The following is a 13546-nucleotide window of genomic DNA, read 5'->3' as shown; positions in this document are numbered from 1 at the left end:
CGCGATAGAATCGCTAGGCAACCGCTATGAAATCGTTATTGAACAATGGTACGCGGCAGAATGAACTCCACGTCGGAGTTCTGCGCGGCTGTCATCAAACCGTTGATAACCGCTTTTACAGACGCATTGCCGTATAAAATGTCGTGTAAGCCCCGCACCAGCGGCATTTGAATACCCATGGCCTCGGATTTGTCGCGCACCAGTTTCAAGGTGTAAATACCCTCTGCAACCTGCCCCAGCTCTGCCGCAGCTTCATCAAGCAGCTTACCTTTGCCAATCGCGTAACCAATACGGAAATTCCGGCTTTTGGCCGATGTACAAGTAACAATCAAATCACCAACGCCGGCCAACCCCAAGAAGGTCATAGGATTCGCCCCCAAACTGACCGCAAAGCGGCTCATTTCCGCCATGCCCCGAGTAATCAGCATGGCTTTGGCATTTTCACCCATCCCCAGAGCCGAGCCCAACCCTGCAACGATGGCATAAATGTTTTTCAATGCACCCGCCAGTTCCACGCCGTACATATCCACGTTGGCGTAAACCCGAAAATACTCACAGCCCAGCAAGTTTTGAACGCTGGTGCGCACCTCCGGGTCTTCTGACGCAATGACGGTGGCGGTCAGATCGCGATTTACAATCTCCGCTGCCAAATTGGGGCCGCTGAGCACACCAATACGGCATTGAGGAATTTCTTCCTGCAGTATCTCGCTCATTAGCTTGAAACCTTGCGTTTCAATACCTTTGGTCAGGCTAACGACTATCTGGCCGTCGCGAAAACAGTTTGCGTGCTGGTGAATTACGTCACGGAAGGCTTTTGATGGAATGGCAACAAAGACAATTTCAGCGTTGGCAACGGCGCCAGGCAAATCTGTGGTGGGCTCTATATCACCGGCCAGCATAATGCCGGGCATGTAGCGCTCATTCTGACCGGTTTCACGGATGCTGTCGGCTTGAGCTTGGTCACGCATCCAAAAGTGCACGCGATGACCATTTTCAGCCAGCACCTTGACCATAGCCGTGCCAAAACTGCCGCCGCCGAGCACCGCCACATCATGGCGGGCGGGTACATTGGAAGCGTTACCTTGCGCGGGCGCTGCTGTATTTTCGGGCATAGTGTCTTCACTTTTCAGGAATAGTCATTCCGTTTTTCGCTCAGCCGGTTTCTTCGCATTCCAGGGCGTGAACCAGATTTTTGAATTCTTCCCGATTCCGGCTGTTCATACCCATCAGTATTTTGTGGGCTTCCAGCACTTTGTCGCGAACCTGTTGCTCACTGGCTTTCAGCTCCGGAATTTCTTCCAGGCGCTCCATGCTGGAGACCGGCTCGCTGACAATAATAAAAATACTGTCGAAACCCATCGAACCGATGATGCGTGTGATATCCGGGTGGGTAGAAATCAGGCTGGGCGTGCAGCCGCTCTGTTTTTTGGCCGCCAGTGCTATTTTTGCCAAGAGCCCCAGGGTGGTGCTATCAATGACTTCAGTTTCAGACAGGTCGATAACCACAGTTCTGAAATTGGGATCCTGAGTGATGGATTCAACCAGGTTGTCCAGCGTCGAGCACAGATTCAGGCGTATTTCACCAACAAACTTTAAGACATAAATGCCTTTTTCTTCCGCTTGCAGAATTTTGTAACCAACCATTTTCCATACTGCCACTGTTTAGGACGACGGGCTTTCTGAATCGTGTAAAGCGTCAGTGACCGACACCATAGCGATATCGTCGGGCAATTCCGTCATCTCATCGAGATTCAAGGCCTCGCTCAAAGAGGCGATAGTGTGACTACCTCCTGATACGAGTTCAAGTAGTGTTCGCTCCTTTTCATCCAGCTTTTTAGCCGGTATGACCTCCAGAATGCCGTCTGAAAACATCAGCAACCGGAACGGCGCCGTCAACGGCAACTGAAACACTTGCCATTCCGGCTCTTCAAACAACCCGACTGGTGGCCCGCTGCCTTTCAAAAACTCTGCGGGCTGATCGTCAAACGCGATAATAGGCATTGGCAAATGAGCGCCTACCGTGTAGCTCAAGATTCGTTTTTTCACGTCAATGATGCCCATGAAAATAGTAACGTGCTTGCCCAAACCGGTGTCTAGGAGTTCTGAATTTATACGTTGTAAAAAGAGTTCAGGATGCATGATTTCATCATTAAACCCCCGCCTTAAGTCACGCCGCAGCCTGCTGGTCAGATTTTTCAGTAATACCGTAACAAACGCAGAGCTGGCGCCGTGGCCAGACACATCCGCGATGTACACCATGACTTTGTCATCGTTTAACTTGAAATAGTCCAGAAAATCGCCGCTCAGAAACAATGATGGCTTGATCAGGTGATCAATAACCACGCCGTTCACCTTCATGTTGTGCTCTGGCAGCATTTTCATCTGCACTTTACGGCCGGCCCGGTGATCCGCGCTAAGCTCAGACATGCCCGATCGCAGTTCCCGGTTGGCGTCTTCCAGTTCTTGACGGTATAGCTGATTCAAGCGGTTGATCCGCGCTCGCTCAAGCAGCTTTGAAATCACATCGTCCAGAGCGTTACGGTCTGAAATGCAGGGTTTTAGCAGAAAATCTGAGGCACCGGCTCGCATGAGCGCTACAACGTCAGCACCTGTGGCCTGTTCTGCACAAGCCACAATCGGTATAAAATGTTCGCTGTCGTCAAGCCGGTTTGCCACTTTCTGAATGGCGTCTGGCGGCAAATCCGCAAATATAATGTCTGGTGCTTGCCCCTCGTAAAGCGCACTGGCCGCTGACGGGTCTGCATACCCCAGCGCGTAAAAGCCGCGAACTTCCAGGTAACGGGACAGTTCAGCACGCGCATTTGCGTCGGAATCAATGATCAGAATGCGCTGAGTACGCGAAATCATAGCAGCTGCCCTAAACGACTGACGAGAAGCGGAAAACAGAGAGGACAAGGCTTATTCTGGCACTCCTCTGTGATATAACAACCAGTATAAAACCGGTATGAGATCATTACAAAACCATTACGAAACTATTACGTAACTATTACGTAACTATTACGTAACCAAGAGTATCATCAATTTTAGGGAAAGCCGATCATGAGGCGCGCCGTAAACGACTTGCTCGGAGCCTACGACAAACTGATTATGGACCCGGTTCACGGGGCCATCCCCCTGTACCGCCATGAAATACAGGTTATAGACCACCCGCTGTTCCAGCGCCTGCGCAATATCTGCCAGAACGACATTCTCAGCTTGGTGTTTCCCGGCGCCACCCACTCGCGATTTTTGCACAGCATCGGCGTGATGCACGTGGGCACACGCATGTTTCGTGCGATGATCGACGCCTATCTGCGCGAGCGCCAACTCAGTGAACAAAACGACCTGACCCTAAGCCAACTTGACGCTATCGACTACCTGGCCAAGACCATTCGCTTGGGCTGCCTACTTCACGACAGCGGCCACTCCAGTTTTTCTCACCAGTTCACCCAGGCCCGGCACATTCGCGAACTGATGTCGCGGCCCGGAAGATTTGAGGATTTGTGGGCCGATGTGGACTTTACCCAGTACCACCCGCAGCCACCGGAGGAACTGGAGCACGAGCATTATTCTGTGCGCGTGGCCCACGATGTGCTGTGGGCTACAGATCTGGCCGCCGCCGGGCTGAACGCGGTCGACGTTATCGGCATTATGGAAACCACAGAGGTAAAGCCAAGCCCCACTTTCTGCAAGCACGCAGTGACTTTCTGGGAATTTATCGCCGGGGCCGATGCTCACGGCGGCGCGATTGTGGAAGACGATATTCCGGGGATGGTCATGAACCTGCTGTCGTCTATCGTATCCGGCGAAATCGATGCTGACAGGGCCGATTACATGCTGCGAGACGGTTTTCACTCGTCTGTCACCATTGGCGGCTTCAATCTGGACCACCTGTTGAGCAACCTGCGCTTTGGCTGGAACCCTCACGAGCCCTGGCTGGGACTGGCCATCACCCAGAAAGGCCTGGGCGCGCTGGAGGATTTCGTTTACAGCCGTTATCAGATGTACCGCAAGGTGTATGCCCACAAAACAGCGCTGGGTTTTGACTGGCTGCTGCGCGAGGCCATCAACGAAGTATTGGATGACGAAGAAAGTTTCCACTGGATTGATACGTGCCTGAGCAATATGCAGTGGTTTGCCGAACTAACGGACAACTTTTTTTGGGAAGCGTTTCGTAAAGTGGCGCGGCGCCAGCCGGAAAGCTTTTCATTCTGCATCGTGAACCGGGTAAAGCTGCAACACCTGGATACCCGGGAAGATCTGAACCCAGACGCCATCGCCCAACACAGCCACTGGCTGGCTGGGCAGCTGGCGCTAAACCCGGCCAATGTAGTGACCTGTTCGATGTATGCACGTTTTTCCAATATTCAGGATAATTTCAACGGCATAAAGGTGCTTATGCGCAACCCCGTCAACCGACGCCGGTCACTGCAGAAAATCACCGACGTCAGCGCCTTTTTCAGTAAGTTTGGCGACGGCATCATCACCCATTTTTACACACGGCCGTTTACGCCTGCTCCGATCCACCGATAGCATTCACAAGGCCTACGGCGCTGTTATAAGCGCCTTCGATACGCCCCCCTGACAGCCAATCGCCGGCCAATCCCAATTGCTCGCTGGGGAACCAGAGGTGGCCAGGCTGAGGTTCGCCACCGGCATCCGAACGGGCATACAGCCAGCGGTGGGTTAAGGTTTCAAGCGCCGGCTCAGCGTTTCCACTCAACTCGGCAAAGGCCGCCATTAAAGCGTCTACCACTTGCTGGGGGGCGTCATCCACGTGGGCGTTTGTCCATTCGGGAGTTGCATGCAGCACCCACCAATGCGCCGTAGCAGGTTCATCAGATACGTTCTCGCGACCCGGCTTGCTGGTGTTATCCGCTACCCAGAACAGGGGTGAATTAGCGACTCGGGCACCCTGGAAGCGCGGCCAGGGGTTCGTGCTGAACTTCACGGCTACCGCCCAACATGGCAAAATCTGTGACACCGCCGTGTTCAGTTCCGTGGCAAGTTGCGCCGCGCTGCTGTCTGCCAGCAGCTCACGGGCCTGGGCCGGCGGAGCGGTGATGATAACTTGGTCAAATGCACCCAGATTCTGGCCATCAGCGTCCTGCAGATGCCATTTCTTAACCTGTGAGTCACGGTTTAGCCTTGCTACCCGGGTGTGTGCCTGAACATTCAAGCCTTTGGATAAACCCCGGCTAATGGCGGTCATTCTGGGCGCCCCTACGTAACGCGGCTCGGCGGGAAATTCTGACCAGTCACCGTTATCCTGCTGATAGCCAAGCTGCCCTTGCCAGGGAACAACGGTTTGCTCGCCGGCATGCTGGCGTAGAAACGGCAGAAAATTCGGATTCCGCACTGTAAAATACTGGCCGCCCATGTCCACAGATGTTCCGGCAACCCGTTTTGCAGATAGTCGGCCACCGGGGCCTCGGCTTTTCTCGAACAGGGTCACATTGTGACCTTGAGCCTGTAGCAAAACGCCTGCGGTCAACCCCGCCACGCCTGAACCAACAATGGCAACAGAGCGTATAGTGTCGTTAACAGCGCTTACGGTTCCGTCAGAAGAGTTGTTCTGGTACATAGTGTTGCAGCTTCCATCAGTAATTAAAGGCTTAAAGGGTATGACCCCAGTTCGACATTGGTTCTTAAATATCGTTCGATGGTTTGATTCCGACGCGGGCGCGGACAACCTCGACAGTGATTCACGGGCGTTCAACCTGATTCGGGTTATACCATTTATTGCCCTGCATCTGGCATGCCTGCTGGTATATTTTACCGGCACCAGCACGTTTGCTGTGATGTTCGCGCTGGCATTTTTCTGGCTGCGAATGTTTGCGATTACCGGGTTTTATCACCGCTACTTCGCCCACAAAACGTTCAAAACAAGTAGAAAAGCCCAATTTGTTTTTGGGGTACTGGGTGCCAGTTCGGCACAGCGCGGGCCCCTTTGGTGGGCGGCACATCACCGCCATCATCACCAGCATTCAGACCAGGAGAAAGACTTGCACTCGCCCCACCAAGGCGGTTTTTGGTGGGCCCATGCGGGGTGGTTTACGTGTGACGCCGGTTTTGCGATGAACGAACGCAAAGTACGGGATTGGTTGAAATTCCCCGAGTTGCTTTTTATCAATCGGTTTGACGCTCTGGTGCCGGCTATCGCAGCGCTGATTATTTACGGCATTGGTGAAGGTTTGGCAGCTTGGGCGCCCGGGCTGGGAACGAATGGCCTTCAGTTGTTGGTTTGGGGCTTCTTCATTTCTACGATGGTGTTGTTTCACGCCACGGTATCTATCAACTCACTCTCTCATGTGTGGGGCAAGCGGCGTTTTGAAACCGGCGACGACAGCCGCAACAACTTTTGGCTGGCCTTGCTTACTTTAGGTGAGGGTTGGCACAACAACCACCATCGCTGGCCGCAGTCTGTACGCCAGGGTTTTCGCTGGTACGAAATTGACATTACCTGGTATGGCCTGTGGTTAATGGCCCGACTGGGCATTATCTGGGATTTGAACCCAATTCCGAAAAACGTTCAGGAAGAAACCCGCAAGTTAGATTCCATTAGGAGGATGCAGTCATGACCATCGCGTCAACAGTCGAGGTCGGCTCACAACATGCGGCAACGCCTCACGTTATTAATCGCTTTCGAGAGCTGTTTAATACATTAGACAAAGGCAACCTGAATAAGCTCGCCGGAGTTTATGGCGAACATATCCACTTCAAAGATCCTCTGGGCGAAGTCAATGGCCTGGACGCTCTGACTCGCTATTTTGCGGGCTCTTACCAGAACGTCATCGCCTGTCACTTTGCATTTGGTCAAGAAGCCGTTGACGAAGGCACCGTTACCCTGCCCTGGACTATGTACCTGCGCCACAAGCGCATCAATGGGGGCAAAGAAATTCAAGTGGAAGGCATTAGCCACTTGCACATTGAGGGTGGCAAAGTGAATTATCATCGCGATTACTTTGATGCCGGCCAGATGCTCTATGAAAATTTGCCACTGCTGGGCGGTATTATTCGCAAAATCAAGGAGCACGCCGGATGAAAAACGTGCTTCAAAAAAGCAGTAATATCTGGCTCACAGGCGCCAGCTCCGGCATTGGTGAGGCGCTCACCCGTGCGCTTGTGGCTGACGGCCACAAGCTGGTGCTTACCGGCCGCCGCCCGGAGCCACTGCAAAGCCTGCAACAATTGGCTTCAGAACGCATCAGCGTTGCTGCCGCCGACACCACCAGTAGCGATGATCTGGTTACAATTGCGCCGATTTTAGAAAGCCACGGTCCGCTAAACATGGCTATTTTGAACGCAGGTACCTGTGACTACGTCGACATTGCCAACTACAGCAGCGACGTTATTGGTAACAACATCATAACGAATGTGATGGGAACCGCCCGCAGCCTGGACATCGCATTACCTGCGCTGCGCCGGGCTCGCGCCAAAGGCGAGCCGGCAACTCTGGTCATCGTGAGTTCGTCAGCCTGGTGGCTGCCGTTCACGCGGGCAGAAGGCTATGGTGCTTCTAAGGCGGCCCTCAGCTATTTGGCCCATTGCCTGCGAGCCGATTTGGCACCAGAAGGCATTGATGTCGTCGTGGTATCGCCCGGCTTTGTGAAAACGCCCCTGACCGACCTCAATGACTTTCCTATGCCCTTTATTGTAACCGCCGAACAAGCCGCAGAGCGCATTGTCAGCGGTTTGCAGAAAGGCCATCGCGATATTGCCTTTCCCAAACGGTTCACTTGGGCAATGAAGGTTTTGGGCGCAATGCCACAACCTGTTATTGACCGAATGGCAGCCGCCATGGCGCGGCAATCAGCCGCTAAAGCGTCCAAATAATCTGACATAATCTTGGCATAAGGCGAATATTTAATGAGTTTTCAGCGTCAGCGAATTGCTGTCATTGGTGCCGGTGTGTCTGGCCTCACAGCAGCCTGGCTGCTGGCAGAACACCACGACATCGAAGTTTTCGAGGCAGCGGATTACGCCGGAGGTCACACCAATACCGAGCGAGTCTCCTTGGGAGGTCGTTTCTGGCCGGTAAACACCGGATTTATTGTATACAACGACTGGACCTACCCGAACTTCATCAAACTGATGGATCGGTTAGGCGTTGCGTCAGAAGTTAGCAACATGAGTTTCAGTGTCGACAGCCGCCGCACGGGCCTGCAGTACAACGGCACGAACCTCAACACCCTGTTTGCCCAGCGCCGCAACCTGCTAAACCCTCGATTCCTCAAAATGATTCGCGAAATCTTGCGCTTCAACAAGGAAACCCAGCAGCAGTTGGCCGATCAAAGCATCGACGACAGCGAAACCCTGGGTAGCTACCTGGACCGTAACGGCTACTCGGCATACTTCCGACATTTCTACATCGTGCCTATGGGGTCCGCCATTTGGTCGGCGCCCGAAGTGGTACTTGAGAAGTTCCCAATACGTTTCTTTCTGCAATTTTTCAGTAATCACGGCATGTTGTCGGTTGATGACAGGCCAACCTGGCGAGTGATAACCGGCGGTTCTGCGCAATACGTGGGCAAAATGATGGAACGCCTGGACGGCCGGCTGCGATTGAATAGCCCGGTACAACGAGTGGAACGTGACGCAGACGGGGTTACCGTGGTGTGCACGGGCGACGAGCAACGTTTTGACCAGGTTGTATTTGCCTGCCACAGCGACCAGGCGCTGGCCATGCTGGCACAGCCCACCGAATCTGAACAACAGATCCTTGGCGCCATCGCGTACCAGAATAACGATGTGGTGTTGCATACAGACGCCAGTGTGCTGCCGTCAAATCGCCGGGCGTGGGCGGCGTGGAATTACCTGATTCCTGCGAGCAGTCACGAGCCGGTTTCGGTAACCTACAACATGAATATTCTACAGAATTTCCACAGCGCGGAAGAGACTTTTTGCGTTACCTTGAATCGTAGCCACGACATAGCGCCCGACAAGGTTATCAAAAAGTTCGAATACGCCCACCCGGTGTTCACTCTGGAGGCTGTTGCGGCGCAAAAACGCTACAATGATATTGGCAACCAAAACCGTAGCCACTTTTGCGGCGCCTACTGGTTTAATGGCTTCCACGAAGACGGCGTAAACAGCGCGTTGCGGGTAACCCGTGCCTTTGGTGTGGAGCTCTGACCATGAGTAATCGCCATGAGCAGTGATTGGCTGGAAGGCAGCATACGCCACCGGCGCCAAAACCCAGTGCACCATGAGTTCAGCTACCACACCGGTATGCTGGCACTGGATGTTGACAACTGGCAGTTGGCCACCACGGTTAGCCCGTTGTTTTCGGTGGAACGGTTTAACTGGCTGTCGTTGTATCGGAAAGACTACTTCAAGCCAGACCACGGCCGTTTAGGCCAGGCACTGCGGGACTATGTTTGTGAGGCGACAGGCTGGACCCCCGATGGCAAAATCGAGCTGATCACCCACCCGCGCTACTTTGGTTATGTGTTCAATCCGGTCAGCTTCTATTTCTGTTACACCAAGGGTGATAACCCTGCAACCGGCGCAGTACCGCGGGTAATTATCGCGCAGATTACCAACACCCCCTGGCATGACCGCCACGCATACTGCCTTGAAACCGTTGGACACGCGGCCAACAAAGCCGGCTGGCGCAGCGAGCAATTCGAGTTCGAAAAACGCTTCCACGTGTCACCGTTCAACGGTATGCATCAGAGTTACCGCTGGACCTTCAGCTTTCGTGGGCCGCAATTGCGCGTTCACATGAGCGTGATGGAAGAGAATGCCCGTCAATTTGATGCCACCCTAGTGGTCCAACGGAAGCCGCTCAGTCGTAAGATACTGCATACCAGCTTGCGCCAGTTTCCGCTGGAAGCATTAAAAGTCAGCGCCAGAATATATTGGCATGCGCTGAAACTGAAACTGAAAGGTGCACCGTTTTACACCCATCCGGACAAGTTGGAACCCAACGACCCGGCGTTCAGGCTGGGGCAAGAGGATTGCGGCTTGGATCTTGTATCAGAGCAATCCAATGATCAATCTCAAGGAAAAAGTGGAAAGGTAAGCTCATGGAGAATATGAATACGTCCTCAGCGGTTTCGGCGAAAATAACAGCCGCGCGGCAGCCTTCTTCAATGGCGAGCCGGGTGGCGCGTTCACTGGTAATGCAGCAGCTGACCCGCCTGCAACAAGGCACACTGGTTATTCGTGAAGCCGGCGCCAGCGATGTCACCGTAGGAGACGGCAACAGCGCTTACCCTGTTGCCGAGTTGGTCATCCACAATCACAGCACCTGGCGCGATCTACTCACCGGCGGCAGCATAGGGGCAGCTGAAGCCTATGTAGCCGGCGACTGGAACTCCCCGAACCTGGTGTACCTGCTGCGTTTTTTCAGCCGCAACATTGATTTGATGAATCGATTTGAAGACCGTTTCAGCTGGGTAACGAAGCCCACCCTGAAAGGCCTGCATTGGCTTAATCGCAATACGCCAGAAGGATCGCGTAAAAATATCAGTGCCCATTACGATCTCGGCAATGACCTGTTCGAGCTGTTTCTAGACCCTTCCCTGATGTATTCGTCGGCCATCTATCAGGCGCCGGAAAGTACTCTGGACGAAGCGTCAGCCTATAAACTCAATGTTATCTGCCGCAAGCTGGAACTCAAACCTAGCGACCAAGTCCTTGAAATCGGTACTGGTTGGGGCGGTTTCGCTATCCACGCTGCCAAGCATTACGGCTGCCACGTGACCACCACCACCATTTCGGCTGAACAACTGGCGCTGGCAAAACAAAGGGTTGAAGCAGAAGGCCTGCAAGACCGCATTACATTGCTATTTGATGACTACCGCGTCCTAAGCGGCCAGTACGACAAACTGGTGTCTATTGAAATGATTGAAGCCGTTGGCCCACAGTTTCTGCCCAGTTACTTCGGCCAAATCAGCCAGTTGTTAAAACCTGAAGGCCTTGCGCTTATACAAGCCATCAACATGCCTGAACAGCGTTATCAGCGAGCCTTAAAAAACGTTGATTTCATCCAGCGCTACATCTTCCCCGGCAGCTTTATTCCATCGTTCGGAGCCATGGTGGGCGCCGTGCGCGAGCAAACGGACCTGGTGCTTGCCCACGTTGAAGACTTAGGGTTTCACTACGCCCGCACTCTTAATGACTGGTGTCAGCGCTTCCAGGCTCACAGCCAAAATCTTCACCAACGGGGCTATGACGACGCATTTCAGCGCCTTTGGCATTTCTATTTTGCGTATTGCGAAGCGGGGTTCAGTGAACGGGCCATTGGCGTAGCGCAAATTGTGATGGCGAAACCCGGCCACAAACATGCACCGATTCATAGCGTATGATTGCCTCACAAACCTATCGTAACATTCTGAATTTCATCATGTTCGAGCTTGGTTGGCTGGCTTGCGTTATGCTGTCGCAAGCCTGGGCGCTAGCCATTGTGGCGATATTCTTGACGCTGCATTTTGTTCTGGTCAGCCAGTACAAAATGGACGAACTGAAATTTATTGTTATAGGTACTCTGGCAGGTTCTTTACTGGATGGCCTGTGGCTGCGCACCGGCATTCTTGCCGACACCAGTGGCGCTGCTGTCATAACGCCGCCCTGGCTGATTGCGCTTTGGGCAATTTTTATGACCTCGCTTAATCATTCCCTGAAGTGGCTAGGCCGCAACCGGCTACTGATGTTCCTGATAGTGCCCATTGCCGGGCCTTTTGCTTACTGGTCCGCCAGCGCACTAGGAGCCGTGACCCTACCCAATTTGCTGCCGTCTTTACTGGCGCTGGCCGTGGGATGGCTGGTGCTGTTTCCGGCTCTGCTGGCTCTGCGCGACTTTCTATACCCAAGGCTTGCGCCATGAACGCCCGCCAAGCTAAGTCAAAACTTGGGTTGTGTGCGACGGCTGCCCTTGCTGCAACGTTGGTCTGGGCGCCTGCTATGGCCGACGCCAGCGCTGAGTTCCGCTTCACCGGCAGCGCTCGCCCCCTGGGCAGCACAAACGCTGGCAGCGAGCTTTACCGCGAACAACATACAATACAGGGCGTCTGCCTCGGTAATCAGTTCAAACCGCAGAGCCACAGCGTTGAATATTTTGACGCCAGCTCTGATACCCCGTTCGCTTCCAAGCAGCTTCGCTATGACCGCGGCGACCCGCCCAGTCTGTTGCGCCCTGAAATGGAGTTCGTTCAACCCCGATTCAACGAGCGCCTGACAGTCCGCTATGATTCAGGGAGTGTTGCTATCGAATGGCAAGCACCCGCCCAAGAAATTGAACAGTTTCGCCTAGACAGTAGTAACAGCCTGGTGGTGGATGCTGGCTTTGACAATCTGGTCCGACAAAACTGGCAGACCGTGGTTGAGGGCGGCTCTGTAAACTTCGAGTTTCTGGCGCCAACCCGCGGCAGTTACTATGGTTTTGTAATGGAGCCGACCAATAATAAGAGCGACAGCGACCGCATTCGCGCCGATCATCTGATTCAGATTCGCCCGACCAGCCTGTTTCTACGATTGTTAGTGGAACCCATTTTGCTTGGCTATAACCAGCAAGGTGCCCTAACCCACTATTCCGGCCTGACCAATATCCGTCGCAACCAGCAAGAAAATATTCAAGCGGATATCGTCTATAACGTAACGGAATACCCCCCCTGTCCGCTGCTGGCATCGTAGGCCATTCCCCAAGCGAAAACCAAGCGCCATTCCCTCGCGGTTTCAATGTGTTAAACTTCCATTAAACTTGTGCCGGAGAACTGTCCCCCATGATGTTTGTGTCATTCAACGTCAACAGCATTCGTACACGCCTGCATCAACTTGCCGCGGTTATTGAGCAGCTGGAGCCGGATTTTATTGGCTTGCAGGAAACAAAAGTCAGCGATGAAGATTTTCCGCTGGCAGACATTGAAGCGCTGGGTTACCACGTGCATTTTCACGGCCAAAAAACCCATTACGGCGTGGCGCTTATGTCAAAAATAGAGCCCGACGCGGTATACAAAGGCTTTCCTGACGACCTGGACAACGCCCAGCGCCGACTGATTACCGCAGACTTCACTGTGAATGGTGAAACCTTGACCATTATCAACGGCTACTTTCCCCAAGGCGAAAGTCGCGATCACCCGGTGAAGTTTCCAGCAAAGCAGAAGTTCTATGCAGATCTGATGAGCTACCTGGATGAATTGAAGCTGCGCAACACCAAAGTGGTGGTGATGGGCGATGTGAACATCTCCCCGACTGACAAAGATATCGGCATCGGCGCAGATAACGCCAAGCGCTGGCTGCGTAGCGGTAAGTGCAGTTTTCTGCCAGAGGAACGCCAATGGCTGGGTGAAGTTGAAAGCCGTGGCTATACCGATGTGTTCCGCCACCTTCACCCCCACGAAGCGGATACGTTCAGCTGGTTTGACTACCGCAGCAAAGGTTTCGATCGCGAGCCGAAACGCGGGCTGCGCATTGATTTGATCATGGCCAGCGACAACTTGCTGCCCCAGGCGAAAAGCGCCGGCGTCAGCTATGATGTTCGGGCGATGGATCGCCCTTCTGATCACGCTCCGGTATGGGCTAGATTCACGCTCTGATTCTT

14 protein-coding genes are annotated in these 13546 nt (G+C 53.5%); 10 read left to right on the top strand and 4 right to left on the bottom strand.

Translation table 11 applies throughout. From position 1 onward, the window contains the following. Positions 1-35 precede the first annotated feature (35 nt). The 3 genes from MIH18_RS00775 to MIH18_RS00765 are packed head-to-tail and all read right to left on the bottom strand — an operon-like array spanning position 36 to position 2868. A complete protein-coding gene (locus tag MIH18_RS00775; protein WP_249013645.1) occupies positions 36-1112 on the bottom strand; it encodes an NAD(P)H-dependent glycerol-3-phosphate dehydrogenase in 1077 nt (358 codons plus the stop codon). A gap of 40 nt (positions 1113-1152) precedes the next feature. Continuing rightward, positions 1153-1644, bottom strand: a complete 492-nt coding sequence (locus tag MIH18_RS00770) for an STAS domain-containing protein (protein ID WP_249004982.1) — start codon at positions 1642-1644, stop codon at positions 1153-1155. 18 nt (positions 1645-1662) lie between these two features. Beyond that, on the bottom strand, positions 1663-2868 hold the full coding sequence (locus tag MIH18_RS00765) for a SpoIIE family protein phosphatase (protein WP_249013644.1): 1206 nt from the start codon (positions 2866-2868) through the stop codon (positions 1663-1665). Positions 2869-3060: 192 nt separating this feature from the next. Here MIH18_RS00765 and MIH18_RS00760 point away from each other — a divergent pair, with 192 nt between their 5' ends. Continuing rightward, a complete protein-coding gene (locus MIH18_RS00760; protein WP_249013643.1) occupies positions 3061-4533 on the top strand; it encodes a phosphohydrolase in 1473 nt (490 codons plus the stop codon). Here MIH18_RS00760 and MIH18_RS00755 read toward each other — a convergent pair. Further along, positions 4508-5584, bottom strand: a complete 1077-nt coding sequence (locus tag MIH18_RS00755) for an FAD-dependent oxidoreductase (RefSeq protein ID WP_249013642.1) — start codon at positions 5582-5584, stop codon at positions 4508-4510. The genes MIH18_RS00760 and MIH18_RS00755 overlap by 26 nt on opposite strands. 40 nt (positions 5585-5624) lie before the next feature. Between MIH18_RS00755 and MIH18_RS00750 the strand changes: the two genes are divergently transcribed. The 9 genes from MIH18_RS00750 to xthA all read left to right on the top strand — a co-directional run bounded on the left by MIH18_RS00750 (position 5625) and on the right by xthA (position 13541). Continuing rightward, a complete protein-coding gene (locus MIH18_RS00750) occupies positions 5625-6581 on the top strand; it encodes an acyl-CoA desaturase (RefSeq protein WP_249013641.1) in 957 nt (318 codons plus the stop codon). Beyond that, positions 6578-7045 (top strand): nuclear transport factor 2 family protein, encoded by a 468-nt coding sequence (locus MIH18_RS00745; RefSeq protein ID WP_249013640.1) that lies wholly within the window; start codon positions 6578-6580, stop codon positions 7043-7045. Before MIH18_RS00750 ends, MIH18_RS00745 begins: the two co-directional genes overlap by 4 nt. Further along, positions 7042-7836 carry an SDR family NAD(P)-dependent oxidoreductase gene (locus MIH18_RS00740; protein WP_249013639.1) on the top strand — a complete coding sequence of 265 codons (795 nt, stop codon included), beginning with the start codon at positions 7042-7044 and terminating at the stop codon, positions 7834-7836. The genes MIH18_RS00745 and MIH18_RS00740 overlap by 4 nt, the downstream gene beginning before the upstream one ends. 33 nt (positions 7837-7869) lie before the next feature. Continuing rightward, complete coding sequence (locus tag MIH18_RS00735) at positions 7870-9135, top strand: FAD-dependent oxidoreductase (protein ID WP_249013638.1); 1266 nt, start codon at positions 7870-7872, stop codon at positions 9133-9135. Between the two features lie 15 nt (positions 9136-9150). Next, positions 9151-10044 carry a DUF1365 domain-containing protein gene (locus MIH18_RS00730; protein WP_249013637.1) on the top strand — a complete coding sequence of 298 codons (894 nt, stop codon included), beginning with the start codon at positions 9151-9153 and terminating at the stop codon, positions 10042-10044. After that, entirely contained in the window at positions 10032-11315 is a 1284-nt protein-coding gene (locus MIH18_RS00725; protein ID WP_249013636.1) for a cyclopropane-fatty-acyl-phospholipid synthase family protein, read from the top strand. The genes MIH18_RS00730 and MIH18_RS00725 overlap by 13 nt, the downstream gene beginning before the upstream one ends. Further along, a complete protein-coding gene (locus MIH18_RS00720; protein ID WP_249013635.1) occupies positions 11312-11833 on the top strand; it encodes a DUF2878 domain-containing protein in 522 nt (173 codons plus the stop codon). The genes MIH18_RS00725 and MIH18_RS00720 overlap by 4 nt, the downstream gene beginning before the upstream one ends. Next, positions 11830-12639 carry a hypothetical protein gene (locus tag MIH18_RS00715; RefSeq protein ID WP_249013634.1) on the top strand — a complete coding sequence of 270 codons (810 nt, stop codon included), beginning with the start codon at positions 11830-11832 and terminating at the stop codon, positions 12637-12639. The genes MIH18_RS00720 and MIH18_RS00715 overlap by 4 nt, the downstream gene beginning before the upstream one ends. Before the next feature lie 89 nt (positions 12640-12728). Next, entirely contained in the window at positions 12729-13541 is an 813-nt protein-coding gene (xthA, locus tag MIH18_RS00710; RefSeq protein WP_249013633.1) for an exodeoxyribonuclease III, read from the top strand. Positions 13542-13546 lie beyond the last annotated feature (5 nt).

It is taken from the genome of Marinobacter sp. M3C (assembly GCF_023311895.1).
In the GTDB taxonomy this organism is placed as follows: Bacteria; Pseudomonadota; Gammaproteobacteria; order Pseudomonadales; family Oleiphilaceae; genus Marinobacter.
The sequence above is the reverse complement of the archived record's forward strand: the minus strand, read 5'-3'. Positions and strand labels throughout refer to the sequence as shown.